Here is a 25,817-nt window from a genome sequence, read left to right on the forward strand (position 1 = left end):
AATCGATTCAGCATAGCACTATGTGCAGATTTAATAGCACCATACCCAGATTTAATGGCAAGGATAAACCGACTGAAACGGCACGGTTCATCTCATTGGCATCAACGCCATTACCATGATCATTTAACGACGATCACTTTATGTACACGACGCTGCGTCGACGCTGCCCCATTAAAATGCCGACAGTGCGCGTTTACAGGAGAATACTATGTTGACACTCGGCCCCGATGACATCTTGCTAGGCCGCCACGCCGACAGCTGGCAAACCGCGCTGGACAGTGCCGCTGAGGCGCTGGTTGAGGCCGGATTGGTTGAGGCCGAGTACCGCGACGGCCTACACGCCCGCGAGGCACAATCATCAACGTTTCTAGGCAACGCCATCGCAATACCCCACGGTACACCGGAAAGCCGTCAGTATGTGAAGCAGACGGGCGTGCGCGTGTTGCAGTTTCCACAAGGGATCGAGTGGCACGACGGCCAGCAGGTGCACGTACTGGTAACGATTGCCGCCCAGAATGATGAGCACCTGGATATTCTGCGCCAGCTCACCCATGTGCTGGATCGCGAAGGCGTTTCCGAGCAACTGGCAAACGCCACCTCCGCGGCAGATGTAGCGCGGCTGCTTTCGAAACCAGCATTAGAACCGCGCCTGGATGCCGACACCCTATGCGTCAACTTTCCGGCACGCGACCCACAAGAACTCGCTCTGGCTGCAGCCGCCCGCTTACGCCAAAGCGGCTGTGTCGATAACAGTTTTATTTCCGCCGTCGCCGCGGCACAGCCGACCTGGTTAGGTAAAGGGCTGTGGCTGGCTAGCAGCGCCCAGGGCGTTAACCAGCCCGCGCTTGGGGTGGCCACACCTGCTGAACAAAGCCTGGAAAGTGCTGGTCATCCGGTGCATGCGTTGTTCTGCCTGGCCGCCCATGGCGATGCCCACCGCCCCCTGCTAGAGCAACTGATGGCGGTGTTGGAAAACAGCGAAAGCCAAAGCCTGGTGGGCAAAACCAGCGATCAGCTGTTAGCCACCCTGGCGGGCGAAACCGCAAATACCCAAGCCCGTCGGGTACGGGTGCTCAACCCCCATGGGCTGCACGCTCGCCCCGCCAAACAGTTGGTACAGATAGCGCGCGCTCAGGCCATGCCGATTCAGGCACGTTTGGAAGAAGGCAGCGCCACCCCGGTTTCCGCCGCCAGTCTAACCAAAGTGATTGGCCTGGGCGCACGCCGCGGCCAGTGGCTGGTGCTGTCAGCCGAGGGTGGGCAGGCAAGCGCGGCGCTAGAGGCCGTCGCCGAGGCTGTTGAATCGGGCCTGGGAGAAAAAGTAACGCCCTTTGACGGCGGCTTTGATAGCACGCAGGAAGCGAGCCCCGCTACACCGGCCGTTGAGCCTCTCGCTGCCGATACGCCCCACGCCGGCGTGGCCGCCTCGCCGGGCTTGGCCATTGCGCCAGTATTTGTCATTCGCCCGATGCAGTTCGAGTACGCCGAACACGCCAGCGACGCTGAACACGAAATCAGCCGTTTAAATAGCGCGCTGAAAGAGGGCGCCGCCCAGCTGCAGACATTGGTGCATAACGCCCCCGGTGGCGAAGTCGCCGATATTCTTTCAATGCACGAAGAGATGCTCGACGACCCGGAGCTCCATCACGCGGCGACGGATGCCATTCGTGAAGGGCGCTCGGCGGAAGCGGGCTGGTGGGAAGCGATTGAAACCGCGGCCCACGCCCAGGAGATGCTCGCTGACCGTTTGCTGGCCGAACGCGCTGCCGACCTGCGCGACGTAGGTCGCCGGGTGTTGGGCGTACTCTGCGATGTGACGCTCCCCGAACCGCCGGATCACCCTTATATTCTGGTGATGGACGATATCGGCCCTTCCGATGTGGCCCGGCTGGATACTTCCCGTGTCCGCGGCCTGCTTACCGTTCGCGGTGGCGCCACGGCGCACAGCGCTATTTTGGCCCGTGCACTGGGCATTCCCGCCGTGGTGGGCGCGGGTCAAGCGGTGATGGCGCTTAACAACGCCAGCATGATGATTCTGGATGGCGAGCGTGGCCGAGTGACGTCGCAACCTTCCGAAGAGCGCCTACAGCGTGCCGAGCAGCAGTTACTAGACCTCCAGCAGCGCGAAGCCGATGCCTGGGAAAGCCGCTTCGAGGTCGCCCAAACTCGCGATGGGCACCGTGTGGAAGTCGCCGCCAACCTGGGCAACACTGCCCACGCCGCTGATGCAGTGGAGCGCGGTGCTGAGGCCGTTGGCCTGCTGCGTACTGAATTCCTGTTTATGGCCCACGCCAGCGCACCAGACTTAGCCACTCAGATTAGCGAGTACCGTCAGGCAATTGACGCCCTGGATGGCCGCCCGCTGGTAGCGCGCACATTAGATGTCGGCGGCGACAAGCCACTCCCCTACTGGCCGGTACCCCAAGAAGACAACCCCTTCCTGGGCCTACGCGGTATTCGTTTAGCGCTGACCCAACCCGAAGTGCTCGAGACCCAATTGCGTGCGTTATTGATGGCAGGCAAGGATAGTCCCCTGCGGATTATGCTGCCGATGGTCAAAGATATCGCTGAGTTCCGCGCTGTAAAAGCCATCTACGATCGCCTACTCAAAGAGGTCCCTACTTCCCAGCGCGCCACCGATGTGCAGTTGGGGGTGATGATTGAAATACCCTCTAGCGCGCTGCTGGCACCCAGCCTCGCCGCCGAGGTGGATTTTTTCTCAGTAGGCACTAATGACTTAACCCAGTACACCCTGGCTATCGACCGCGGCCACCCAGAGCTCTCTGCTCAAGCCGATGGCTTACACCCTGCTGTGCTGCGTTTGATTCAGATGACCGTGGCGGCTGCCCATACCCAAGGCAAATGGGTCGGTGTGTGCGGCGAATTGGCTTCAGACGCCGTGGCCATTCCGGTACTGGTAGGCCTTGGCGTGGACGAGCTCTCCGTCAGCGCGCGGCAGATCCCGCTGGTCAAAGCCCGCCTGCGCGAGTTTGACTTCGCTGATGCCCAAGCCAGCGCTCAGTTAGCGCTGAATCAGGCGACTAGCGATGAAGTGCGCGATGCACTGGAGGCGCGCTAATGGCCCGCGTGCTATGCATTACCCTGAACCCGGCACTGGATTTGGCGTTTAACCTTGACGCCTTGGTGCTGGGCAGCGTCAACCGCCCCACTAGCGCCCAATTAGAAGCAGCGGGCAAAGGCGTTAACGTTGCTCGCGTATTGGCGGGTCTTGGTCACGACGTCACCGTCAGCGGCTTTTTAGGTGCCGATAACGACGCTCCCTTTCAATTGGCATTTACCCAGTACTCCCTGACCGACGCCTTTGTGCGCGTGCCGGGAGAAACCCGTATTAATGCCAAAATTGCGGAACAAAGCGGCCGCGTTACCGATATTAATGGCCCCGGCATGCCCATTGACGCCACGCATTTGCAGGCGCTGATCGACACGCTAAATACCGAGCTTTCCAGCGCGACGCCCCCCCAGGCGGTCGTTGTGGCGGGCAGCCTGCCCCCCGGGCTGTCACTGGTCGATTTCAGCGCGCTGTTAAACCACTTAAACGCCAGCGGCGTACCGCTCTGGGTAGATACCAGTGGCCCGGCACTCAATGCGGCCATAGCGACTCACCCCGCCGGTGTTAAGCCTAATGAAAACGAACTGGCAGAGTGGGCGAGCGAAGATATGACCTCCTCCGATATGCGCTTGAATGCGGCCAAGCGGCTGCATAAAAGCGGCATCGCCAATGCGCTGATTTCAGCGGGTGCCGAAGGGGTCTTGTGGGTTAACGCTCAAGGTGCCTGGCACGCCACACCTCCTAAGGTTACCGCGACGAATACCGTTTGCGCTGGCGATACCTTTGTTGCGGGTATGCTCCACGGCTTGCTTAACCAGCAAGACGCTGAACAGACGCTGCGCTTTGCCACCGCGCTCTCGGCCGAGGCCGTTCGCCACGTTGGCGTGGGCACCCCCCACGCTGCCGATTTCGATTCACTCCAACAACACACCCGGATACGGCGTCTTGATGACACCATCACCGAGGGAGCCACGCTATGAATATTATTCTGATTACCGCCTGCCCCAGCGGCATGGCGACCACCTTCCTCGCGGCTAAGCGCCTGGAACAAGCCGCCCAGCGCCAAGGCTGGTCGGCGCATGTGGAAATGCACGGCGAAGTCGCGCCTCTCCAGGCCGCTACTGCCGAGCAGATCGCCAATGCCGATTTGATCGTGGTCGCCGCCGATCACGTGCCTGCCCCAGAGCGCTTTGAAGGCAAGCGGCTATTCCAAGCGCCGATTGCCAGCGCACTCCCCGACCCCAGCGCTTTTCTAGCCCAGGCTAAGCGTGAAGCGCCGATTTATAGCGCACCTGCCGCCTCTACTACTAGCACATCTACCGCTGCAAACAGCGCGGGTGGCAAGAAAATCGTTGCTGTCACTGCCTGCCCCACCGGCGTGGCGCATACCTTTATGGCCGCCGAAGCACTCGCAGAGGCGGGCAAAGCCATGGGCCACGCCATTCGCGTGGAAACCCAAGGCTCGGTGGGCGCACAAGATAAATTGACCGAAGAAGAGATCGCCGACGCCGACATAGTCGTATTGGCCTGCGATATCGACGTTGATCCGTCGCGGTTCGCTGGTAAGCGCATCTACCGCACTTCTACTGGCAACGCGCTAAAAAAACCACGCCCCACCCTTGAAGCTGCGCTCAGCGAGGCCGCCATAGAGAACGGCAGCAGCAATGCGGGCACAGCAAATAAGAGCGTCAAAGAGAAAGGCGTTTATAAGCACCTGCTCACCGGCGTTTCCTTTATGTTGCCGATGGTCGTAGCGGGCGGCCTGCTAATTGCGCTCTCCTTTGTGTTCGGTATTGAGGCCTTTGAGCAGGAAGGCACCCTGGCCGCCGCGCTGATGCAGATCGGTGGCGGCACCGCCTTTGCACTGATGATTCCAGTGCTGGCAGGTTATATTGCCTACTCCATCGCCGACCGCCCCGGCATCGCACCGGGTATGATTGGTGGCATGCTGGCGGCCAATATCGGCTCAGGCTTTATCGGCGGTATTTTGGCGGGTTTCCTGGCGGGCTACGTGGCGCTGGCGGTTACTCGCTACGTCAAACTGCCCTCTAGCGTTGAATCCCTGAAGCCGATTCTGATCATTCCGCTAGTCGCCAGTTTGGTCACCGGCCTGACCATGATCTATGTGATTGGCGAACCGGTCGCGGCGCTGCTTAATGCTCTGACCAGTTTCCTGGAGTCCATGGGCTCCACTAATGCGGTGCTGCTGGGTATTCTGCTCGGCGCGATGATGTGTTTCGATCTGGGTGGCCCGGTCAACAAAGCGGCTTACACCTTTGGCGTAGGCCTGCTAGCCTCTGAAACTTACGGCCCCATGGCGGCGATTATGGCGGCTGGGATGGTACCTGCCATTGGTATGGGGATTGCCAGCTTTGTAGCGCGCAACAAGTTCTCGGCACCGGAGCGGGAAGCGGGCAAAGCCTCTTTTGTACTGGGTCTCTGTTTTATCAGCGAAGGCGCGATTCCCTTTGCGGCGAAAGATCCCCTACGCGTTATCCCCGCTTGCATGGTGGGCGGCGCACTCACAGGCGCACTCTCGATGCTGGTAGGCGCGCAACTCATGGCTCCTCACGGTGGTATCTTCGTACTGCTGATTCCCAACGCCATTACCCCGGTACTGCTCTACCTTGGCGCTATTGTGGCTGGCTCGTTGGTGACGGGTTTAAGCTATGCGTTTATCAAACGTGATGCGGCCCAGGTAGCACTCGCCACCTAACCGCTGTTACCCAAAAAATGAGGGCAGGCGAACATGCCTGCCCTTTTAAATACGCCGCTTTACGCATTTAATACCTCTTTACGCCACTTATACCCTCTACTCTTTGTCATTTTTTATGTAGTATTTTTACATAACCTACTTTTTGATCACCAATTCACCTATAACAAACGGATCATCCTATGTTTCAGCTCACTCGCAGTGTTACCTGGCAGGCACTTGAACGCTTGCGCGACAAAACCGCAAACGACCGCATTCGTGACTACTTCACCAATGACCCGCAGCGCTTTGAGAAAATGAGTTTACGGGTGGGCGGTCTGTTTCTCGACTACTCCAAGCACCATGTCTCCGATGAAGTGCTTACCAAGCTGATTGAGCTAGCCGACCACTCCGCACTGGTACAGCGCCGGGCACAGATGTTCTCCGGGGATATTATCAACGTTACGGAAAACCGCCCGGTACTGCATACGGCTCTGCGTCACTTAGGCGATGAGCCGGTCTATGTGGACGGCGAAGACGTTATGCCGGAGATAACCCGCACCCGCGAGCAGATCAAGCTGTTCTCGGAAGCGGTGCGCAGCGGTGAATGGAAAGGCTACAACGGCAAACGCATTAAAGATGTGGTCAATATCGGCATTGGTGGCTCGGATCTTGGGCCCAATATGGCGGTTCGCGCGCTGCTCAAATACCGCCACCCGGAGCTCCACTTCCACTTCGTCTCCAATGTGGACGGTACCCATATTCAAAAAGTGCTCTCGCGCCTTGATCCGGCGACTACGCTGTTTATCGTCTCTACCAAGACCTTCTCTACCCAGGAGACACTGCTAAACGCCAAAACCGCGCGGCGCTGGTTCCTGGAGAACGCTGGCGAAGACGCCGACGTAGGCGCGCACTTTATTGCCGCCTCCACCAACCGCAAAGCGGCCATGGAGTTCGGCATTCGCGAAGAGAACGTGTTCGAATTCTGGGCTTGGGTGGGCGGCCGTTACTCCATGTGGTCGTCCATCGGGCTGCCGATTGCGCTGTCGATCGGTTTCGAAGGCTTTATCGAACTGCTGGAAGGTGCTCATGAGATGGATAACCATTTCATCAACGCGCCCTTCTCGCAAAACATGCCCGTGCTAATGGCGCTGATTGGTATTTGGTACATCAACTTTATTGGCGCTGAGACCCAAGCCATCGTGCCTTACGACCAGGCGCTGAACCAACTGCCTTCGTTTTTGCAGCAGCTGGATATGGAGTCAAACGGTAAGTCGGTGGATATTTTCGGCCACCCGGTGAACTATAAAACCGGCCCGATTGTATGGGGCCAAACCGGTTCCAACGGCCAGCACGCCTTCTTTCAGCTACTGCACCAGGGCACCCGCTACGTGCCGATTGATTTTATTGCCTCGCTCAAGCCCGAGCCCGGCGTGGAAGACCACCACTTCGCCCTACTGACCAATATGCTCGCCCAGGCCAACGCCTTTATGGAAGGCAGCCAAGGGGACAGCAAAGAGCTCAGTCAACACGACCCCTACAGTTGCCCCGGCAACCGCCCTTCCAGCACCCTACTGCTGGATGAGCTAACGCCAAAAAACCTGGGCGCGCTAATCGCGCTCTACGAGCACAAGGTGTTTGTGCAAGGGGTGATCTGGAACATCAACTCCTTTGACCAGTGGGGCGTGCAGCTTGGCAAGCGCATCGCCGGTGAAATCAGCGAGCGCATCGACACCAACGCAGCTGACTTCGACACCTCAACTCAAGGTCTGCTGGAACTGGTTCGCGCTCACTTCCCCAATGGTGGTAGCGGCGAAAAGGAAAGCGCACCGGCCAGTGCCGATAAGAAGCCATCACGGAAGAAGCGTTGAATGGATAGGGTAAATCGATAGAAAACAACGCCGTGGCTTTCACAAGCCACGGCGTTTCGCAACCCTGGAACCTTCGGTTTGTAATAAATGACTAATTCCAGTAACTCGGTTCCCGTTGTCTAAGCTTTCCCCTTAAGACTCATCCGGAATTAGATTCAACAAATCGGTGACACCAATATCTACACCGGCTTGGGAGAACAAAGTAGATGCCTGCCCACGGTGATGGGTTTGGTGATTGAAGAAGTGAACGATCAGGCTTGAGTAGCGCCGTTTTGAGGCCACTCCTTTTATGTTGTGATAACTCAGCGTGGTACTCAAATCGTCGTCTGTCAGCGCCGATACCCAGTTAATAATCACGGTATCGAGCCATTGGCGATGCGCTTTCAATCCCTTCAAGTCATCAAAGAGAATCTGATCAAGACGCTCTGGCGTAGGTAGTGCCACCATTACTTCAAGCGTCCTTGCGGAAGAAGAGGCGTGTGTTGCAAACCGTTTGAGCCAAATCGTGTCGGCTACCGCGATGTGGTTCAGTGTGCCAAAAATCGAGCCGAAGAACGCGCCACGCTCTTCAGCTAGTTCAGAGGCGCTCAGCTTACCGGCGGCATCATAGAGGTTAGTGTTCATCCACTGGTTATAAGTGGCTAACTGTTCGAAGTGTTGTTGAAGTGTCATGAGTTAAGACCCAAAAGCAGCATCTATTTAGAACGTTTGAAATATGGGGGAAGAACAGCATCACCGCCCGCCTGCTACATCAATGAATGACCCCGTTACATAAGAGGCTTCGTCCGAGAGCAACCAAGCGATGGTATTAGCCACTTCTTCAGCGCTACCGCCACGCTGCATAGGAATCTGGGGAGCTAAACGATCAACCCGCCCTGGTTCTCCACCATCGGCATGCATATCAGTGTAGATAAAACCGGGGCGAACGGCGTTAACACGAATCCCCGAGCCAGCAACTTCGCGAGACAACCCCTTGGTTAGGGTATCCATGGCACCTTTCGATGCAGCGTAGTCAACATATTCAAAGGGCGAGCCTGTTTGCGAGGCAAGCGATGAGACATTGACGATTGCACTACCTGCTGGGAAGCGCCTGACGGCTTCTCTGGAGCACAGAAAACAGCTGACCACATTGCTATTAAGCACTTGGTTGAAGCGCTCAAGGTCGATATCGACCAGCTTGGATTGAGTAAACAGAATGCCTGCATTGTTAACCAAATGTGTCACCTTGCCAAAGCGCTCTTCTGCTGCATCAAACAGGCGGATAACGTCAGCTTCACTGCTAACATCCGCTTGACAGGCAAACGCTCGACCACCCGCTCGAATAATGCAATCAGCCACATCATCTGCCAGCTCCCTATTAGCAAGATAGTTCACGCACACTGCATAGCCTTTTGCGCCTAGCAATTTTGCGGTGGCCGCTCCGATACCTCGGCTTCCCCCTGTCACGATGACCACTTTCGACATAACGTTTCCTCGCTGGCTCTTTAGTCACAAACCCACCTTGCACATTAAACCCACGATAGTTCTTTGGGTAGCGCCCTTTTAGCTACTGCAAGTTAATTAATTGACTGGCTATTGATTTCTTGCCACCTTACAACTACTGTATATAAAACCATATAAAAGAGGTGAACCATGACATCTCTTGGAACACCAAGCTCCTATAAGGGTCGCGGGGCAACGTACGATCCGCACAATCGTTTTGCGCCTACCCGCAGCGAGGAGGAAGATGACGGCTGGTGGCGGGAAGAGGCCTCTACGACTATCGCTACCGAAGTGCGTGAGGAGGTGAGCAAAAGTGCTTTGTCGTGGAATCGCTCACCAGATTTACCTTTTGATCGCTCGCTGAACCCATATCGCGGCTGTGAGCACGGCTGCGTTTACTGCTATGCCCGTCCTTCTCACGCCTACTGGGACTTATCCCCAGGGCTGGATTTTGAAACCAAGCTGATTGCCCGCAGCGGCTTGGTAGAGCGGTTATCCGAAGAGCTGTGCCACCCTAATTACGTGTGTCGCCCGATCAACCTTTCCGGCAACACCGACTGTTATCAACCGTTAGAAGCTACCTACAAAACCACTCGCCGCCTGCTGGAGCTGCTACTGGAGTGTCGCCATCCGGTAACGCTGGTGACTAAAAGCACCTTAGTGCTGCGCGATTTGGAACTCCTGGCGGAGATGGCCGAACACCGGCTGGTGCGCGTGTTTGTCAGTTTGACCAGCCTGGATGCCAACTTGAAACGCACATTAGAACCACGGGCGGCATCACCTCAGGCGCGCTTGCGGGCCATTCGTGAACTGAATACCGCAGGTGTTCCAGTTGGTGCGCTCATTTCGCCGGTTATTCCGGGGCTAACCGATCATGAAATCGAAAAGCTCTTGGAAGCCGCCAGCCGTGCAGGGGCGAGAACCGCCGCCTGGATGCTGCTACGTTTACCCTATGAAGTGGCACCGCTGTTTGAAGCCTGGTTAGAAGCCCACTACCCTGAGCGCGCCGCAAAAGTGATGAGCCTAATGCGTCAGTGCCGTGGCGGTAAAGCGTACGATGCCAAGTTTGGTAAGCGCTTTCGCGGTGAAGGGGTATTTGCCGATTTAATTGCACAACGCTTTGCCCGCGCCAGCCGTCAGTGGAACATGCAGGATCGCACCGAGCAGGGCTTGAACACCCGGGATTTTCGCCCACCACGAGCGCAGCAGGATTTATTCATTTAAGCTAAGCAGCACGCGCATAAATCAGCTGCAAAGGAAGTCGAATGCCTGCTCTAAGCAAAACCAAATCGAGTTTTTACCGCCGCTTATACGTCGCCCATTTGATCGAACAAGGTGCTGCCAGCGTGCCTGCACTCATTGAGGCCACCGGCATGCCGCGGCGCACCGCCCAGGATACGATTGCATCGCTTGCCGAGCTGGATATCGAGTGTGTATTTACTAAGGATGACGGCGAGCGCCACAACATCGGTCGCTACCAGATACGTGATTGGGGGGCGATAGATCCACGTTGGGTGGCCACACACGCGGAACGATTAAAGCAAGCGCTAGGCTATCCGTAATAAGGGCGATTTAAGCCGACCATTTAAGTATTCTCGTCTGGCTCTGCCCAGGCCAGCCGTGCAGCGTTGAGGGTAACCGTCAGCGAGCTTGCCGCCATAGCGAGTACCGCTACTAGCGGGGGGATCGCCATCAGCACCACCAGCCCGAGTGCCAGGGTGTTGTAGAGCGCCGAAAAGAGCAGGTTCTGAACCATGATGCGCCGCGTGCGTTTAGCAATGCTGAGCAGTTTCACGACACCACCTATCCCCGGCGTCATTAGCTGCGCGGAAGCGCCCTCCCGGGCAGCTTCGCTGGCACTCAGTGGTGCGATGCCAACATCGGCCGCAGCCAAACTCAAGGTATCGTTTAAGCCATCCCCCACATAGAGCGTTGGCGATGGCAACCCTTGCAAAAGCCGCGCTTTGGCTTCAGGCGAGCGCTGGGCATAGCAAGCTTCACGGGCAAGCCCTATCTGCTCACCTAACCAACTAACTGCCCCCTGCCTATCGCCACTGATCATTGCCACCACACACCCTTCATGCAGCAGGTATTTCATGCTTTTTTCAGCGTCTTCCACCGGCTGATCAGCAAGGTAGAGCGTGGCTAACCAGCCTGTACCATCAGACACCATCACTTGAGAAGCAAAGGCCAGCGTTGTGTCTTCCTCTTGGTCTGGCAGCACAACCTGCTGGTTGGTTAGCCAACTAGCGCTACCGACTATCAGCCACTCACCGCTGTTAAGTTGCACGCGGCGGCCTTCCCCTGGGGTGTCGTTAACCTGCAGACATTTCTCAGGGTGATGATTGTCTTGACGGTTCGACCAGCGCGCTAAAGCTTGTGCCAAGGGATGTTCGCTGCCAGCAACAGCGGCACTGAGCTTGCGCTGCAAAGTGTGCTTATCAATGCCCTCCCTGGCCTGCCAGTACAGCACCGAGTGGCTACCAGTGGTTAAGGTACCGGTTTTATCCAGCGCTACCGAGCGAATGTGTGCCAGGATTTCGAGCGCTGCCGGGTCGCGTAGCGCAACACCCTGCTGCATGGCCTGGCCGCTACCAGCAAGACTTGCCAGCGGCACCGCAAGCCCCACGGCGCAAGGGCAAGCAACCACTAACACCGAAAGTGCGCGCACAAAGGCTTCCTCCCAGCCCAGCCCAAATAGCAACGCAACAGGCAGCGTTAACATCGCTAGCACTAGGGCTAGCGGGCTTAGCCAAGCAGCAAAACGGTCAGCAAGCTTCTGTAATTCGCCTTTTTTAGCCTGATAGCGGCGCATTTCGTCACAAAGCTGATCCAGTCGTCGCTTGCCTACGCCTGCGCTCACCTGCATTACCAGCGGCGTTGTCCCCAGGTAGCGGCAGCCCGCATAGACCTTCTGTCCGGCATAAAAGTGGCGCGGCAGGCTTTCGCCGGTAAGCGAAGCAGTATCGATCCAACCTGAGTCTTCCAGGATCCCATCAAGGGCTATCAACTCACCGGGCGCTAGCTCGACGCGCGTTCCCTTCATCACTTCATCCACAGGAACCGATCCCCAGCGCTCGTTCTGCCAAACGGTTATGTCATCATTTGGAAGCGCCAGAGCATCAAGCGCTTTTAGCCCACGGTGACGGCACAGCGTTTCTACCAGCCGACCAACCAGTAAAAGTACAATCAGCATCACCGCCGTGTCGAAATAGACCTCTGCAGAACCGCGCCATAGTAGCCAAACAGAGACCATCACCGCGCCGATAACACCCAGGCTAACCAAAACATCCATACCGGGGCGCTTGGCGAGCAGCGTTCGCCACCCGGCCCGGTAAAACGGCACGCCTGCGAACAGCACGACAGGTAAGGAGAATGCCCCCGATACCCACGCCACCACCAGTTCAATCCGCTCCGAAGGCAATGCACCCGCATATATCAATAGTGAAGCGAGCATCGTCCACATGCCGAACAGCGAACCGACCATTAACCTCAGCGTCAGGTAGCGGCTCTCCTCTTCTAAACGTCCATGGGCATCTGCCACCGGCTCAAGTTCCGTAAGCCGATAGCCCAAACGTTTAACCTTTGGGGCGAGCGTTGGGAGCTGGACAGCGGCGGGTGTACCGCTGATGCAGAGGGCTGCACTTGGGTAGTGGACGCTAACCTCATGCACGCCTTCGAGCCGCTTTAGAGAGCCCTCCACGGCCAGGGCACAGCTGGTGCACCACATACCGTGGAGGGTATAGAGCTGCTCTTCCTCTTTGTTAAGCGCATCGCTTACAGGCAAGGCGGAATACCAATAATCGGCATTGCAGCAAACACAACGCTTAAGGTAGAGAAAAGATACAGCCCGGCGGAAACAGTGGCATTAAAGCGCAGCCGCCCTTCATGGCGCCTAGCCATGCGGCAACAACCCACTGTTAGCACCGCCAGTAACGCAATCGCCGCGATACTAACCACCAGCAGCATAGCGTTTACCAGGGTGAATACGCCCTGCTCGGGAGCAGGCGGCGCAACTGAGCAGGCTATTGCGTGCCCGCCGTAAACGGCTACGAACCAGATACACCATAGCGTTAAGCCAATGACGAAATGTAAGGGATGGGTAAGATGTAACCGCTGCATCGTGATGGACATTAACTTAGCTCCCTATCACACGCGGCAACACGGCAAGCGCGCCCACGAGTATCCAGAACGTCACCAGGTTATAGCGCCACCACTGGGCAACCACGGCAGGCTCGAAAGGCGCATGGGCACCCACATAGCCATAACCTACCCGCAGCCCCTGAAGCAGGGTCAGCACCGCGCCTAAACCGCCGTGTAGCAGCGCATAGGCCAGCCCGACCATAATGATCGCATCATGGGAGGTTTCGGTCACCGCCAAGTCTGCACTCAACAGCACCCAAAGCGTTATCGCAACCTGAACAAAGCCTAGGGCACTGATGCAATACATGCCCACAGCCAGCCCCGCATCCTTACCCTGGCGCAAACCGCGCACCAGTTTTTCGAGAATTCCCACGCCAGCAGTTAGCGCCACCCCGGCAAGGATCAGCCCCACCAAGGAGAGCGGTGAGGTCTCAGGCATCCGCCACTCAGGGGACACCGTCCATAGATAGAACCAGCCAAACAGGTAAGAGAGAAAGAACGAACCATTGGCCAGCAGCGTGATCGACATGGCCCATAAGCCTGGACCATCCATGGTGCGCGAGTGCAGCGGTGGATCACCGGGGGCTACCTCTGCATCTGGCGCCGCTTTTGGATGCGCACCATTCTCCCAAGACCAGCGCAGTAGAAATAGTCCGGCCACGACAACGGCTATACCCGCCAGCGGATATAGCCGCGTCAGCAGGCTTAAACACACCACGGCCAATGCCATTGCGGCGAACAGCGGCCACCAGGAGTTACCCGGCAGGTGAATGATTTCACGCACTTTGCCCGTTAATGGGTCGGTGCCCCACATCTCCCGCCGGCCATGGGTAGCCACCGCCAAGCTATGTTGCCCTTCTGCCATGGTGCGCGGTAGATCCGGGTCATCCCATAGTGGGTGGCGCGTATCGATCTTTGGCAGGCTGACAAAGTTATAGGCGCTGGGTGGCATACTGTTGGCCCACTCCAGGGTATCCGCGTTCCAGGGATTATGCTTAGCGGGTTTGCCAAAACGGAAGTGCAGCGCAAAATCCAGCAGCACCATGGCAATCCCCGCCGACATAATAAAGCTACTCATGGATGACAGCAGGTTGAAAATATCCCAGCCCATGCCCGTTTCATAAGAGTAGACCCGCCGCGGCATCCCCAAAAGGCCAGTCCAGTGCATGATCAAGAAAGTGCCATTAAAGCCCAAAAAGGTGAGCCAAAAGCCCCATTTGCCCAGGGTTTCAGAAGGCATTCGCCCTGAAAACAGCGGCAGCCAGTAGTAGAGTCCGGCAATCAGCGGGAAGAACATGCCCCCCACCAACACATAGTGCATATGCGCCACCACAAAGTGGGTATCGTGCACCTGCCAGTTAAAGGGCACCAGCGCCAGCATTACTCCAGTCAAACCTCCACACACGAAGATAATCAGGAAGCCCATGATCCATAGCATTGGAAGCTTCATTTTGGGCTTACCCAGCCATAGCGTAGCCAGCCAGACAAACACCTGAATCGCGGTAGGTACCGCCACCAGCATACTGGCCGCGGAGAAGAATGCTTGAGCCAGTTGCGGAATCCCCACGGTAAACATGTGGTGAACCCATAGTCCGAAACTGATAAAGCCTGTCACGGTAATGGCGAAGACCACCCAGCCGTAACCAACGATCGGACGGCCAGCAAACACTGGTATCAGCGTGGAGACAATGCCCGCCGCAGGCAGGAAAATGATGTAAACCTCGGGATGGCCGAACAGCCAAAATAGGTGCTGCCATAGAATCGGATCACCGCCACCGGTCACTTCAAAAAAGGGCATCCCCACTGCGCGCTCAAGCTCCAGTAGAATACTGCCCAGAATCAGCGGCGGGAAACCGACCACGATCATCAGCGCCATGGCAAGGATATACCAGGCAAACAGCGGCATTTTGTGCAGCGCCATGCCCTGAGTGCGTGTACGCAGTATCGAGACCACCAATTCGACCCCGGCAGACAGCGCGGAGATCTCAACGAAGGTGATCCCTAACAGCCAGAAATCTGAGCCCAAACCCGGTGAATACTCGCTGCCACTGAGCGGGGTATACATAAACCAGCCGCTATTAGGCGCCATCTCCAGAATCAAACTAAACGATAGGATGATACCGCCAAACAGATAGCACCAGTAACCCAGGGATGTTAGCCGTGGGCAGACCAGATCTCGGGCGCCGATCATCTTGGGAATCATATAAATCGCCAACCCTTCCAGCATGGGGATGGCGAACAGAAACATCATCACCGTGCCATGCATGGTGGTGACTTGGCTATAGATATCCGGCGACATAAAGTCTTGATCAGGGAGCGCCAGCTGGGTGCGCACCAGCATGGCTAACAGCCCGCCGAGCAAGAAGAACGCCATCCCGGTCACCATAAAGCGCAGGCCGAGAGTGGTGTGATTCACAATGGTGAGGGCTTTTAAGCCACGCGGATTGCCCCAGATATCGTGCAAGTCACTGTGCAACTGGTTGGGGCCTGCGATGTTATCACCTTCTGGGGTCGCTTCACGGTTAATGGTGGTCATGGGGTTAGCGTCTCCAGCCAAGCCCCCAGGGACGCCAAGGTGGCCGTCTCAATATCATCGTGGGGCGGCATTTTGTTGCCCGGTTTTAAGCGTTGGTGGTGCTTAAGCCAGTGGGTAACTGCGCCCTCCTTCATGGCTATTATCCCTGCCCCTAGGCTAGTCCGACTGCCAAGATCAGAAAGATCCGGCCCCTCCTCCCCAGAGGATAGTCCCGCTACCCGGTGGCAGCTCGCGCAATGGGTCATAAATGCCTCCCTGGCAGGCTCATGCTGCTGATCGTTTGCAGCTAGCGACGATAATGCTTTCGTTTGACGGGCGGCCAGCCAAGCGTCGTACTCGTCACGCCCGACGGCTTCCACATAGAGTTGCATCTGGGCATGTTGGGCGCCGCAGAACTCTGCGCACTGAGCACCAAATACCGCCGGTTCGTCCGCTTCCAAGCGTATTTTGTTCACTCGCCCTGGGATCATATCGATCTTGCCGCCCAGGCGAGGCACCCAGAAAGCGTGAATAACGTCCGCACCCGTAACGTGAAAATCGACTGGCTCACCAGCGGGCATGATGAGCTGATTTGAAGTCACCACCTCTCCCCCTTCTGCGCCGGGGTAGCGCACTTCCCACCACCACTGGTGGCCAATCACTTCAATTACCTCCGGCGGTTCTGCCAGGGGCAACGGTAAAAGCCGCTGGCCGGTGGGCACACCAAAGGCCAGTAGTGCGGTAATGCTGGCCACCGGCAGCACAATGCCACCGCCAATAATCCAGCGACGCGCTATTTTTCGCTCCTCGGCAGGCGTACGTACGACCTCCTTGCGCTTGAAGGTATACAGCCAAAAAGCAGTCACCAGCACCAATACCACAGTGCCAAAACTCAGCATTACCCACCAAATCATCGCCACGTCTCGCGCGGCTTGGCCTGCCGGGTCTAGAATAGACTTATCCCCCGCGCAACCGGCTAATAGCAGGCTGGCTAGCAGCGCTAGCGGTGTGCCAAGTGAGTTGACCCGCTGCTTGGTTAAGCGTTGAATAATCAGCCTCATCCCTTGAATTCCTTTTTCTGCCCACAGGAAGTGATCATGGCAAAGCCTCGCCAGCGCTCGATTAAAAGCCACGCATCTCTCGCCGGCCATCCGCTTCATCCCGTGATGATTCACTTTCCCGTCGCGGCCCTGATGGCGCTGGTGGCAAGCGATATCGGTTTCCTGCTTAGCGGCGACCCATTCTGGTTGCGCGCCAGCTTGTGGCTGGCCGGTGTCGGCGCATTTGGCGGTTGGATTGCCAGCACGGCAGGCATTATTGACCTGGTCACTGTGCCGCGCATTCGCCGCCTGATTACCGGCTGGAGCCACGCTATCGTCGCGGTGGTGATGCTCTCGTTGGCGTCGCTGAACTGGCTGCTGCGCTTCAACGACCCGAGTGCGATTTTGCCTTGGGGGCTGGCCGTATCGCTGCTCACCGCCGCGTTGATCGCTTTGGCAGGCTGGTTGGGTGGGCAGTTGGTGTATGAGCACGCCGTGGGGGTCGACGTTGAGGATTAAAACTAAGCTGTTAAAAGACACGGCGTTAGCTCCAATCCAGTGGCTTAGCTAACACAAGCCCCAGCACACCTATAATGCCCGCTAACGCAACACATAGCGCCGTCCAGTTGGCGGGTTTTACCCAGCGGTAGTGGCCCATCTCAAGGCGCAAGATTAACCAGCCAAAGCTGCCATGAGCGGCGACCATGGCCACTACGGCACCCAGCTTTAAGATCAGCCAGCCGCCCAACACACCATGGATGAGAAATAGCAGCGTGCCCGAGGCAATAGCCACTAAAGCGGCCGGGGTAGCGACTGAGTTATAAAAAAACCGCGGCATGGGCGGTGTGCCCTGAGCGAAGCCCGCGTCTTTGCGAAGCTGCAGTGCCTGGCTAAGCAAGGCGGGCAGATAAAGCAGTGAGCCGCACCAGATCACTAGCGCGGCAATGTGAAGCAGTTTAAGCCAAGGCATCGGGGCTTCCTTGCGTTGCGTAAGGCGGGGGCAGATCACCCCTAACCTTAGTCAAAGCCCCCCTTTATGGCTAGCCGTTCAACTTACCTGGATCTCATAACCAGTGAATTTGCGGAGATTAATGACCCCACTATCAAGGATCAAATACTGCCCTTTGACGCCTTGCAGCACGCCTTCGACCAGCGGCTGTTTATCAAAGTTATGCGACACCACTTTTTTGGGAAAAACGCTGACGGGGTAGTGAAAATGTTGCGCTGGCTGTTCCAACAAGCGAATGGCGTCCGCACCATGGGTTTCGCGCAGTTGGTGCAACCCATCGGCTAGCAGGGTTAGCAAACGGTCACGCTCGGCACTTAAATCCATGGTTTCGACGTCGCCCTTGAGCATCGCACGCCAATTGGTGCGGTCGGCCACCTGCTCTTTAAACAGCATTTCGACAAAACCGGACTGCTGACGAGTATCCACTTCAAGAATCGGCAGCGCCTGGATCGCGCCTTGATCCAGCCAGCGGGTAGGCATTTGGGTTTTGCGAGTGATGCCGACTTTAAGCCCCGACGAGTTAGCCAAATAGACGATATGGGGCTGGAAGCAGTGCCGCTCGCCCCACTCCGGCTCACGGCAAGTGCCTTGGAAAAAGTGGCAGGTTTCCGGCTTCATAATGCAGGTATCGCACTGGGCTAGCCGCTTGAAGCAGGGGTAACAGTGGCCTTGGGCAAAGCTCTTCTTGGTTGCTCGCCCGCAGTGGGTACAGGCAATTGCTCCCGTCCAACGCAGGCTGAGCGGTTCACCGATACGCTCGTTAAGCGCAACACGGTGCTCACCCGCGCGCAAGTGGTAAACCACCGGTTGCTCTTGGTGGCCAGGTAGCGCTGCCGCCATTTTGCTTAAACAGCCCTGTACTGAAAAGCCCGGTACTGCCGCTTCAATCACGCGTGGCATCCCGTGCCAAACCCGCCATTTCAGGCGTTACGCCAGCACCGCTAGCCGCTGCACCGCAGGTACGCTGCTCTAAATACCCTACGCGACTCTCTTCCGGCACATTGTTCTCCACCTCAAAGCGCATGACGGCTTCCAAGCAGAGTTCGGTCTGTTCCGGCGTTAAGCGGCGACCGTCGGGCCATTTGCGCAGCGATACCGCCTGTTTAAGGCTTTCGTAAATCGCTGGGGTCATCTGGTTGATCATTTTTTCGAACGTCATTTCGCTCATTGCAGGCCTCTTAACGGTTTTTCAAACGGCGGGATGAATAATACCAGCCTGTGACAAGCCCCACGAGTAGACCGCCCAAATGTGCTTCATTAGCGACATTGCCAAAACCAACGCTGCCCGCCATATCAGTCATGGTGAACACCATCCAGCCGAGCATAAAGACCACCAGCATTTGCGGTACAAAGAAGCCGCTTTGGGGCACCCTGCGTGACATCAACCAAACGTGAGCCAGTAAGGCATATACCACCCCGGACATGCCACCGAATAGCACGGTGCCGGTCGCGTACTGCGCCACATTCGCGCCAACGCCCGCCACAATCAGCAGCAGTAACATGGTACGGCTGCCTTGGAGTGCTTCAATCTGACGTCCGAAGTACCACACCCACATCAGGTTAAATATTAAATGCATCCAGCCAAAGTGCAGAAAAGCAGGCGATAAAAAGCGCCATACTTGTCCTGACGTAAGCGTTTGAGACAGATTACCGAAGACCAGCTCACCCCCTGAAATACCTATCGGCACGATGGTTAGAGTGACAATCAACTGGTCACCAAAAACACCAATCAGGGCAAATACCACCAGACTAATGACAATCATCAGCGCCGTTACCGGCACTTGCTTTAGCGATGCCAAGAAGTTGGTCATGGTGCGCGGGCGCTGAGCAGCCTGATGAAGCACCAGGGGTTCGCCCCGCTGCCAGCGCTCTAGCAGTGCTTTAAGTTCGCCAAGCTGGCGTGGGTCGGCTATCCATAGCAGTTGGCCGTCCGCTTCATCGGTAATGCGGTGACCAATGCGGTGGCGCCAGAGTGCTTGGCGAAGTTCACTGGTATCCGCGTGATCGGGCAGAAGCATCACTGGATGCATGACATCCCTCTAATCAAAGCGCTTGCGGCATGCTGACCGCAGCGGGTAGCTATTGAAGACAACTACTGAATGAACCACACGGTTGCCAACAAACAGGCAAAAAAAACCGGCGGTGGGAACCGCCGGAGAATAAAAGCAAGGGATCATTCAAGGGAACACTTACTCAGATGGCCAGCGGCAGGGTTAGTTCAGCCGTTTTGAAAAAAATATGTAATTTTATGTAATAAAATGAAACAACTGTTAATCAAAGTCGATTTCCCAGGGTTTGGGCAGCGCCCTTTCCTCTTTTGGTACCTTAATCCACACAAAATGGTCGGCATTTAATACTCTCTCACCACTCCAGCGATAAGCCACTAAACGCCCATATTTCACGGCACTGTAATCGAGGCAGGCAATATTATGTGTCGGCAGTGCCGGTATGCCTTCACACCAGTAGTGGCCGATAAACAACGGCGGCTGCTCTGGCCCGTAGTAGCTAAGTTTCTGGCGCTCTTCGTGGGTCAATGCGCGCGTTTCAAGGTCGCCGGGCAAGTTATCCGGTTGAAAGACGACATCACCCCACTGCTGAGGTGCCTGGGCCCAAAAGTGGGCGCGAAAGCTTTGTCTTGTAAAGCCATCGCCAGAGTGTATCGCAATACCTTTGGGTAGTGAGACATGAGGGCCCCGGGTGAGGCGGTCTAAAATTCGAAACGCCTGGGTTTTGGAGTTGGTGGACTCAATCAGAAACTGTGTGTCCATGCAGTAATCAGGGCGGCGCTGTTTCAGCTCTTCAATCAGCGCCTCATCCCAGCAGGCATGCACCACGCGGATACCATCGATTTCCAAGCACAAAGGGATGGTTTTAAACCACGCCAGGGTGTCTTCCCACTCGTTGGTGTAGTCGCGATACTGCTCTAGGGTGTCCTGAATAATACGATTATGCCGCGGCGTATGTTCGCGCAACCAGCGTTTGTGGCTACCTGCAGGCCCAGGATGGGTATACGCCAGGGCGTTATACTCGTGATTACCCATGACGATATACGCTTCGCCCTGCTCGACCATTCGCCGGGCAATGGTCACTGCCAGGCGAATTCTCGGGCCACGATCAATCAAATCACCGAGGAAAATCACTTTGCGACGCGGGTGGCGATAGACGCCGTTGCGCTGGTGGTAACCCAATTTTTCCAGTAGTGAGGCCAGCGTAGCACCGCAGCCGTGGACATCGCCAATGAGGTCGTATCCCTCCATACTCAATCCCCCAACCGATGGCTCCAGCCTAATTTGCTGCGCAGCACTTCGTAAAAATTATGCCCGATGGGGTGCACCAGCTGGATACGCTCAGGCTTGCGGGTAATCACCAGCACATCGTTGGGCTTGGCTACCGCGCGAGTTTGTCCATCGCAGCTGATATGCGGGTAGGACTGGTTGGTTTCGCCAATGTGAATACGTATTTCACTAGCGGCATCGATCACAATGGGGCGACTCGACAGCGTATGCGGGAACATCGGCACCAGCGTCACAACATCCAGTTTGGGGTGCATGATCGGCCCGCCGCCAGAGAGCGCATAGGCCGTAGAACCGGTGGGAGTGGCAACGATCAAGCCATCGCTGCGCTGGCTATACACAAACTGACCATCGATAAACAGCTCAAACTCTATCATGCGCACCGCTTTACCGGGGTGCAGCACGACTTCGTTCAAGGCATCGCCATTACCTACGGCAACGCCATTACGGTAGAGCACAGTATCGAGCAAAAAACGCTGTTCAACCTCAAACTCCCCCGCCAGCACTTCACTGACGCGGGTTTCCAACTCATCTGGGGAGATATCGGTAAGAAACCCCAAGCGGCCCCGATTAACGCCTAAAATCAGCGTACCGCTGCGGCATAGCGCACGCGCCGCGCCCAATAGACTGCCATCGCCCCCTACCACAATCACCAAGTCACACAGCTCGCCCAGCATGCGGCGGCTGGCTTCCGGCTGACCATGGTGCGGTATGACAGTAGCGGTGCGATCTTCCACTAATACCGAGTAGTCATGGGCGACTAGGTAGGTTACCAACCGCTGAAGGGAGTCGACCACTTTGTCACTCCCCAGCCGACCAATCAGCCCAATAGTTTTAAAGGTTCTGCTTGATTGATCGCTGGAGGGCGCTGACTTAGCGTCTGCTGATAAGGTGTTGCTCATGGGCCGACTCTCGCTAACATAAGTCGCCATTATGGGGACACCTCAGCTATCGGGCAAATAGGCTTAGCTAACGGCTACCTGACGACGCTGGCACCACCAGTGATTGAGCCATAGGGAGGCGGCCATGATAAGTGCCCCCAACAGCAAACGCGGAATATCCGCATCGCGGTTCCAAATCACTAGATTGACGATTAGCCCCGCCGGCACCAGCGCATTATTCATAATCGCTAAAGTGCCTGCATCTACTTTGGTGGCGCCCTGGTTCCAGGCAAAATAGCCCACGCCAGAAGCCACTAGGCCCAACCATGCGAGCACGCCCCACTGTAGTGACGTGGTAGGCAGTGCTGCGCTGTTACCAAAGAGTAAATAAGCAGGCAGGGCCACGACCATCGCGCCAATAAAGAACCAACCAAACACGTTGTGCCACGCCAGGGTAGGTGGCAAATCAGCGGCTAAACGGCGATAGCCTACCTGACCAAGCGCGAAACAGAGGTTGGCCCCCTGCACAACTAAAAAGCCTGCCCAGAAACCGCTATCAACGCCGTCATAGCGAATCACCCCCGCCCCAACGACGGCGAGCAGTGCAGTCACGATATAAATCGGCGTAAAACGCCCAAACAGCAGATCATCCAGTAGCGCGATATAAATAGGCGTGAAGATAGTAAACAGCAGCACTTCAGGTACCGACAGCAGCAGAAAGGATTGATAGAAGAAGGTGTACATTACTCCCAGCTGTATAGCACCTAAGCCCATAAGCGCCAGCCGGTGCTTACCCCGCAGAAGGCTGGGTCTTAAAAAAGGCAGGAAGACCAGGGTAGCAAGCGTTACCCGCAAAAGTACTGCAAAGTAGCTGTCGACCTGGCCCGCCAAGTAGACGCCTATCAGCGAAAATGAGAACGCCCATAGCGCCGTGACGCCTATCAAATAACCCATCGTAAACCCCGACTTGTAAATTAGTTTACCGGGATTATACGCACCTAGATCAGGCTGCCAAGTAGTTAACGTCTGCAAGGGTCTTTAGTTAACGCTGCTGCAACCACCAAAAAGCATACACGACACCGGGCAGCCAGCCCGCTAGGGTTAGCAACACAGCTACCCCTACTCGCTTACGACCACCATCAGTTAGCCCTACCGCCAGCGGCGGCAATAGTAACGCAAGAGCATAGTAGGCGAATTTTAACGCTCCAGGCTCTGGGACAGTTTGTTCCGCTTGCTCTAAGGGCGTCGCTTTAGGCGGCGTGGCTTTGGCAGACGCGGCTTCGGCAGGCGCTGGATCAACGTTAGGCGTCGGAGTGAAGTGCTCCACTGAGCTGGAGGCTGGTTCAGCCGCGGCCTTAGCTGCCCGCTCCTGGGCAAGTCGGTGGGCTTCTTTATCAATTTTTTGCTCTAGGGTTTCAGCCCCTTCTGCCAGGTCATCGTGATAACGCTCCCAATCCTCCCAGTCGTGAGGCGTCCCCGATTTTGGCCGCTGGTGACCGGAACCCCGCGCACGCTCCCAGGCCTTCTCTTCCAAGGTATTTGGCCGGTCAGGGTCGCGGTCGAGCCCTACCCCTTTGCGGTTTAAGTACTCACGTGCATCCATGAGTAGCTCCTTATTTCGTTAACTTGCAGGTCATTTGAGCAGTTAGAAAATTAACAGCTTAGAAAATTCAGTACTTATAGCGTTGAAAAAACACGGCTTGCAGTTAGAACACAGCGGCTTAAATCGCCTACAGTGAAAGTGTTGAAGCTACTTTAGCACTTAGCGACGACTTATCAGTTCGCATAATTTGCGATACCCGATTTGCCATAGCGCTGAATACGATGAGCGAGGAGCGCCCACCATGAATAGAGCAACCCCTAGCATCGTCCGCGATATCATGTCCCGTGATTGCTACCGCGTTTCACCCAACGCCTCGATAACAACCTTGGCCAAGGGGCTGGCACTGCATCGCCTGCCTGGCGCACCGGTTGTGGATGAGAGTGATCGTTTAATCGGCTTTATTTCGGAGCAGGATGTCATGGGACGTGTGCTGGACAGCATTTATCATGACGATGAAGCGCCCCTGGTGAAAGAGATGATGCGCCACGAAGTGCTCAGCGTCTCTCCCAATAAAAGCATTACCGACCTAGCCCAGGAGATGCTAGGCCCTAAACCCAAAGTCTACCCAGTAGTGGAACAGCAGCGTCTAATAGGAATTGTGACACGACGTGATATCCTGGTAGCGCTGCTGGCTATACGTCGCCACTAGCAGAGTGCTTAACGGTTTCAAATCAGGTGTCGAAGAACAGTTGAGCTTTAGACAAAAAAAAGCCGCTACTCAAGAAGTAGCGGAAGCAAGGGATCAAAACAAAGAGCCAGGACAACAACTTTAGCGACTGCTATCGCGATGCTGCCTGTACATACTCAGACACGCTATGAAGTAAAAGTTCGCAAAAAAGTAAAATTTTCGACCCTAGCGGCGCCAAGCGTATAATAACGTAGCTATTTATTAACGGACGACGCCCAGGAGCAGAGCGAATGGCGCTGTATTTATTAGTGTTTGGAGTCTGCTTACTCGTGATTGGTGCGGTAATGCTGGTGCTGATGACGTCAAGCACCCCACGTTACCGTACTGAGCCTAAAGATTTACTGGCGCTGTTTGATAAAGCGCTCAGCAGCCAAGTGAGCGAAACCGAGTGGAACGCGATAATCGGTTACCCTATTCGGCACAACGAGTACTTGGACGGCATCAGACGCCGTGCCGCACACCTGATGGAACAGCACGGCCGCCGCTGGATGGTTGCCCAGGGCAAGCCGTTGCTCAATCAAGAGGGACAGGCAGAGCTTCAGGCCCTTCGCGACCATTTATCCGCCCACACTGCCCTTCGCCAGCAGTAGCTGTTGTGTTTTGAAGGCGTATTGCGGTTCAGGAGACCTAATGCAATTCAGGAGAACTGCATGCCCAGTACCATTCGACAAATACCGCTAGCTAGCGCTACACATCACCACACACATGATTTTCATCAGATTGTGATTACGCTATGCGGCTCTTCAGAATTTGAAATTGAAGGCTTGGGTGGGCGAGTAAATGCATTCTCGGGCTGTATCGTGCCCGCTAACCACGAGCACTACTACTCAGGTTACGGCCATAACCGGCAGTTAATTTTCGATCTTCCCGAAGACGCCCCTGCGCTAACCGGTGAGAACCGCGAACTGGTAGCACTATTCGATGCCCCACGCTTTTTTGGCCTGGATAACGCACTACGCCACTACCTAGCGTTTATGCAGAGCGAACTTGCTCAAGGGTTGGATACATCGACAAACTCCTTTCAGCAAGACCGTTTAGCCGCCACGCTTTTGGGTTCACTAAAAGCGCGCCTAGGTACTACCGCCAACAGTACGCAGCAGCGCTTGGATTTGACGCGTATTAACCGCTTTATTCGTCAACATCTCGCCGAAGACCTGCGCGTCGCCGATTTAGCGCGGCTAGCTTGTCTAAGCGAAGCGCATTTTTCCGACTGCTTCCGCGCTCAAACGGGGCTTTCGCCCTGGCAGTACGTCAAGCGCCAACGTCTACATGCGGCCCGTCAACTGATCCTGCAAAGCCGCTTGCCCCTCACCGATATTGCGATTCAAACCGGCTTTGCCAACCAAAGCGCGCTCTCTCATGCATTTCGCCGCAGTTACGGATTATCGCCGCGGAAATTACGCCAGACAGATGTACCACCGATCTCGATTAACCCATCAAACGCTGCTTTAGGGTCAGTAGCAGGCCAGTAAAAACTCTACTAAAGTCGTATAAAGGCTACTCTTGCCGCGGAATTGACACGTTTTGCCC

At 56.1% G+C, this 25,817-nt stretch carries 24 protein-coding genes; 10 read left to right on the top strand and 14 right to left on the bottom strand.

Annotation, left to right across the window (positions count from 1 at the left end):
• The first annotated feature begins 208 nt into the window (after nt 1-208).
• The 4 genes from ptsP to pgi all read left to right on the top strand — a co-directional run bounded on the left by ptsP (nt 209) and on the right by pgi (nt 7,633).
• Entirely contained in the window at nt 209-3,079 is a 2,871-nt protein-coding gene (ptsP, locus tag HALTITAN_RS10555; protein ID WP_039859201.1) for a phosphoenolpyruvate--protein phosphotransferase, read from the top strand.
• Nucleotides 3,079-4,050, top strand: a complete 972-nt coding sequence (gene pfkB, locus HALTITAN_RS10560) for a 1-phosphofructokinase (RefSeq protein ID WP_039859202.1) — start codon at nt 3,079-3,081, stop codon at nt 4,048-4,050. Before ptsP ends, pfkB begins: the two co-directional genes overlap by 1 nt.
• The gene (locus HALTITAN_RS10565) at nt 4,047-5,786 is read left to right on the top strand and encodes a PTS fructose-like transporter subunit IIB (protein ID WP_022523008.1); all 1,740 of its coding nucleotides are present in this window, start codon (nt 4,047-4,049) and stop codon (nt 5,784-5,786) included. Before pfkB ends, HALTITAN_RS10565 begins: the two co-directional genes overlap by 4 nt.
• A 179-nt stretch (nt 5,787-5,965) precedes the next feature.
• On the top strand, nt 5,966-7,633 hold the full coding sequence (gene pgi / locus HALTITAN_RS10570; protein WP_009287092.1) for a glucose-6-phosphate isomerase: 1,668 nt from the start codon (nt 5,966-5,968) through the stop codon (nt 7,631-7,633).
• A gap of 132 nt (nt 7,634-7,765) precedes the next feature.
• Here pgi and HALTITAN_RS10575 read toward each other — a convergent pair whose 3' ends face one another.
• On the bottom strand, nt 7,766-8,305 hold the full coding sequence (locus HALTITAN_RS10575) for a DinB family protein (protein ID WP_009287093.1): 540 nt from the start codon (nt 8,303-8,305) through the stop codon (nt 7,766-7,768).
• A gap of 60 nt (nt 8,306-8,365) precedes the next feature.
• Complete coding sequence (locus HALTITAN_RS10580) at nt 8,366-9,097, bottom strand: SDR family oxidoreductase (RefSeq protein WP_022523005.1); 732 nt, start codon at nt 9,095-9,097, stop codon at nt 8,366-8,368.
• 168 nt (nt 9,098-9,265) lie between these two features.
• Between HALTITAN_RS10580 and HALTITAN_RS10585 the strand changes: the two genes are divergently transcribed.
• Complete coding sequence (locus HALTITAN_RS10585; protein ID WP_009287094.1) at nt 9,266-10,339, top strand: PA0069 family radical SAM protein; 1,074 nt, start codon at nt 9,266-9,268, stop codon at nt 10,337-10,339.
• 41 nt (nt 10,340-10,380) lie between these two features.
• A complete protein-coding gene (locus tag HALTITAN_RS10590; protein WP_039859204.1) occupies nt 10,381-10,677 on the top strand; it encodes a winged helix-turn-helix domain-containing protein in 297 nt (98 codons plus the stop codon).
• 23 nt (nt 10,678-10,700) lie between these two features.
• Here HALTITAN_RS10590 and HALTITAN_RS10595 read toward each other — a convergent pair whose 3' ends face one another.
• Genes HALTITAN_RS10595 through coxB form a run of 4 tightly spaced genes read right to left on the bottom strand, consistent with a single transcriptional unit; the run spans nt 10,701 to nt 16,834 of the window.
• Nucleotides 10,701-12,845 carry a heavy metal translocating P-type ATPase gene (locus HALTITAN_RS10595; protein ID WP_051051996.1) on the bottom strand — a complete coding sequence of 715 codons (2,145 nt, stop codon included), beginning with the start codon at nt 12,843-12,845 and terminating at the stop codon, nt 10,701-10,703.
• 47 nt (nt 12,846-12,892) lie between these two features.
• The gene (locus HALTITAN_RS10600; RefSeq protein ID WP_051051983.1) at nt 12,893-13,249 is read right to left on the bottom strand and encodes a hypothetical protein; all 357 of its coding nucleotides are present in this window, start codon (nt 13,247-13,249) and stop codon (nt 12,893-12,895) included.
• A 4-nt stretch (nt 13,250-13,253) separates the two neighbouring features.
• On the bottom strand, nt 13,254-15,794 hold the full coding sequence (gene ctaD / locus HALTITAN_RS10605) for a cytochrome c oxidase subunit I (protein WP_039859206.1): 2,541 nt from the start codon (nt 15,792-15,794) through the stop codon (nt 13,254-13,256).
• Entirely contained in the window at nt 15,791-16,834 is a 1,044-nt protein-coding gene (gene coxB / locus HALTITAN_RS10610; RefSeq protein WP_039859207.1) for a cytochrome c oxidase subunit II, read from the bottom strand. The genes ctaD and coxB overlap by 4 nt, the downstream gene beginning before the upstream one ends.
• A gap of 36 nt (nt 16,835-16,870) precedes the next feature.
• On the opposite strand from coxB, the gene HALTITAN_RS10615 reads away from it, so the two are divergent.
• Nucleotides 16,871-17,332, top strand: coding sequence for a DUF2231 domain-containing protein (locus tag HALTITAN_RS10615; protein WP_022522999.1), 462 nt, complete (start codon nt 16,871-16,873; stop codon nt 17,330-17,332).
• Nucleotides 17,333-17,357: 25 nt separating this feature from the next.
• Here HALTITAN_RS10615 and HALTITAN_RS10620 read toward each other — a convergent pair whose 3' ends face one another.
• The 8 genes from HALTITAN_RS10620 to HALTITAN_RS10655 form a co-directional block, all read right to left on the bottom strand.
• Complete coding sequence (locus HALTITAN_RS10620) at nt 17,358-17,783, bottom strand: CopD family protein (RefSeq protein WP_022522998.1); 426 nt, start codon at nt 17,781-17,783, stop codon at nt 17,358-17,360.
• Nucleotides 17,784-17,861: 78 nt separating this feature from the next.
• Nucleotides 17,862-18,722, bottom strand: coding sequence for a DUF2797 domain-containing protein (locus HALTITAN_RS10625; RefSeq protein ID WP_051051985.1), 861 nt, complete (start codon nt 18,720-18,722; stop codon nt 17,862-17,864).
• The gene (locus HALTITAN_RS10630; protein ID WP_022522996.1) at nt 18,706-18,990 is read right to left on the bottom strand and encodes a YeaC family protein; all 285 of its coding nucleotides are present in this window, start codon (nt 18,988-18,990) and stop codon (nt 18,706-18,708) included. The genes HALTITAN_RS10625 and HALTITAN_RS10630 overlap by 17 nt, the downstream gene beginning before the upstream one ends.
• A 10-nt stretch (nt 18,991-19,000) precedes the next feature.
• Nucleotides 19,001-19,852: a rhomboid family intramembrane serine protease gene (locus tag HALTITAN_RS10635; RefSeq protein WP_009287098.1), complete on the bottom strand. Its 852-nt coding sequence runs from the start codon at nt 19,850-19,852 to the stop codon at nt 19,001-19,003.
• A gap of 240 nt (nt 19,853-20,092) precedes the next feature.
• On the bottom strand, nt 20,093-21,079 hold the full coding sequence (locus HALTITAN_RS10640) for a metallophosphoesterase (protein WP_027958679.1): 987 nt from the start codon (nt 21,077-21,079) through the stop codon (nt 20,093-20,095).
• Nucleotides 21,080-21,081: 2 nt separating this feature from the next.
• Nucleotides 21,082-22,017, bottom strand: coding sequence for an NAD(+) kinase (locus HALTITAN_RS10645; protein ID WP_039859209.1), 936 nt, complete (start codon nt 22,015-22,017; stop codon nt 21,082-21,084).
• A gap of 63 nt (nt 22,018-22,080) precedes the next feature.
• Nucleotides 22,081-22,950, bottom strand: coding sequence for a carboxylate/amino acid/amine transporter (locus HALTITAN_RS10650; RefSeq protein ID WP_022522995.1), 870 nt, complete (start codon nt 22,948-22,950; stop codon nt 22,081-22,083).
• An 88-nt stretch (nt 22,951-23,038) separates the two neighbouring features.
• The gene (locus tag HALTITAN_RS10655) at nt 23,039-23,599 is read right to left on the bottom strand and encodes a YqaE/Pmp3 family membrane protein (RefSeq protein WP_009287102.1); all 561 of its coding nucleotides are present in this window, start codon (nt 23,597-23,599) and stop codon (nt 23,039-23,041) included.
• A gap of 241 nt (nt 23,600-23,840) precedes the next feature.
• On the opposite strand from HALTITAN_RS10655, the gene HALTITAN_RS10660 reads away from it, so the two are divergent.
• The 3 genes from HALTITAN_RS10660 to HALTITAN_RS10670 all read left to right on the top strand — a co-directional run bounded on the left by HALTITAN_RS10660 (nt 23,841) and on the right by HALTITAN_RS10670 (nt 25,759).
• A complete protein-coding gene (locus tag HALTITAN_RS10660; RefSeq protein ID WP_022522993.1) occupies nt 23,841-24,248 on the top strand; it encodes a CBS domain-containing protein in 408 nt (135 codons plus the stop codon).
• Nucleotides 24,249-24,517: 269 nt separating this feature from the next.
• Nucleotides 24,518-24,877 carry a hypothetical protein gene (locus HALTITAN_RS10665; RefSeq protein ID WP_022522992.1) on the top strand — a complete coding sequence of 120 codons (360 nt, stop codon included), beginning with the start codon at nt 24,518-24,520 and terminating at the stop codon, nt 24,875-24,877.
• Between the two features lie 60 nt (nt 24,878-24,937).
• On the top strand, nt 24,938-25,759 hold the full coding sequence (locus HALTITAN_RS10670) for an AraC family transcriptional regulator (RefSeq protein ID WP_039859210.1): 822 nt from the start codon (nt 24,938-24,940) through the stop codon (nt 25,757-25,759).
• Nucleotides 25,760-25,817: the final 58 nt, after the last annotated feature.

The organism is Vreelandella titanicae BH1, assembly GCF_000336575.1.
Classification (GTDB): domain Bacteria; phylum Pseudomonadota; class Gammaproteobacteria; order Pseudomonadales; family Halomonadaceae; genus Vreelandella; species Vreelandella titanicae.

Bases quoted from the DNA above. Each gene is read 5' to 3' on its own strand.
- ctaD (WP_039859206.1), bottom strand. From the start codon at position 15,794: ATGACCACCATTAACCGTGAAGCGACCCCAGAAGGTGATAACATCGCA.
- HALTITAN_RS10600 (WP_051051983.1), bottom strand. From the start codon at position 13,249: ATGTCCATCACGATGCAGCGGTTACATCTTACCCATCCCTTACATTTC.
- HALTITAN_RS10595 (WP_051051996.1), bottom strand. From the start codon at position 12,845: ATGTGGTGCACCAGCTGTGCCCTGGCCGTGGAGGGCTCTCTAAAGCGG.
- HALTITAN_RS10565 (WP_022523008.1), top strand. From the start codon at position 4,047: ATGAATATTATTCTGATTACCGCCTGCCCCAGCGGCATGGCGACCACC.
- HALTITAN_RS10645 (WP_039859209.1), bottom strand. From the start codon at position 22,017: ATGAGCAACACCTTATCAGCAGACGCTAAGTCAGCGCCCTCCAGCGAT.
- HALTITAN_RS10625 (WP_051051985.1), bottom strand. From the start codon at position 18,722: ATGCCACGCGTGATTGAAGCGGCAGTACCGGGCTTTTCAGTACAGGGC.
- HALTITAN_RS10670 (WP_039859210.1), top strand. From the start codon at position 24,938: ATGCCCAGTACCATTCGACAAATACCGCTAGCTAGCGCTACACATCAC.
- pfkB (WP_039859202.1), top strand. From the start codon at position 3,079: ATGGCCCGCGTGCTATGCATTACCCTGAACCCGGCACTGGATTTGGCG.
- HALTITAN_RS10585 (WP_009287094.1), top strand. From the start codon at position 9,266: ATGACATCTCTTGGAACACCAAGCTCCTATAAGGGTCGCGGGGCAACG.
- pgi (WP_009287092.1), top strand. From the start codon at position 5,966: ATGTTTCAGCTCACTCGCAGTGTTACCTGGCAGGCACTTGAACGCTTG.
- HALTITAN_RS10660 (WP_022522993.1), top strand. From the start codon at position 23,841: ATGAATAGAGCAACCCCTAGCATCGTCCGCGATATCATGTCCCGTGAT.
- HALTITAN_RS10615 (WP_022522999.1), top strand. From the start codon at position 16,871: ATGGCAAAGCCTCGCCAGCGCTCGATTAAAAGCCACGCATCTCTCGCC.
- HALTITAN_RS10575 (WP_009287093.1), bottom strand. From the start codon at position 8,305: ATGACACTTCAACAACACTTCGAACAGTTAGCCACTTATAACCAGTGG.
- HALTITAN_RS10655 (WP_009287102.1), bottom strand. From the start codon at position 23,599: ATGGATGCACGTGAGTACTTAAACCGCAAAGGGGTAGGGCTCGACCGC.
- HALTITAN_RS10665 (WP_022522992.1), top strand. From the start codon at position 24,518: ATGGCGCTGTATTTATTAGTGTTTGGAGTCTGCTTACTCGTGATTGGT.
- HALTITAN_RS10620 (WP_022522998.1), bottom strand. From the start codon at position 17,783: ATGCCTTGGCTTAAACTGCTTCACATTGCCGCGCTAGTGATCTGGTGC.
- ptsP (WP_039859201.1), top strand. From the start codon at position 209: ATGTTGACACTCGGCCCCGATGACATCTTGCTAGGCCGCCACGCCGAC.
- HALTITAN_RS10580 (WP_022523005.1), bottom strand. From the start codon at position 9,097: ATGTCGAAAGTGGTCATCGTGACAGGGGGAAGCCGAGGTATCGGAGCG.
- HALTITAN_RS10630 (WP_022522996.1), bottom strand. From the start codon at position 18,990: ATGAGCGAAATGACGTTCGAAAAAATGATCAACCAGATGACCCCAGCG.
- HALTITAN_RS10650 (WP_022522995.1), bottom strand. From the start codon at position 22,950: ATGGGTTATTTGATAGGCGTCACGGCGCTATGGGCGTTCTCATTTTCG.
- HALTITAN_RS10635 (WP_009287098.1), bottom strand. From the start codon at position 19,852: ATGCATCCAGTGATGCTTCTGCCCGATCACGCGGATACCAGTGAACTT.
- HALTITAN_RS10590 (WP_039859204.1), top strand. From the start codon at position 10,381: ATGCCTGCTCTAAGCAAAACCAAATCGAGTTTTTACCGCCGCTTATAC.
- coxB (WP_039859207.1), bottom strand. From the start codon at position 16,834: ATGAGGCTGATTATTCAACGCTTAACCAAGCAGCGGGTCAACTCACTT.
- HALTITAN_RS10640 (WP_027958679.1), bottom strand. From the start codon at position 21,079: ATGGAGGGATACGACCTCATTGGCGATGTCCACGGCTGCGGTGCTACG.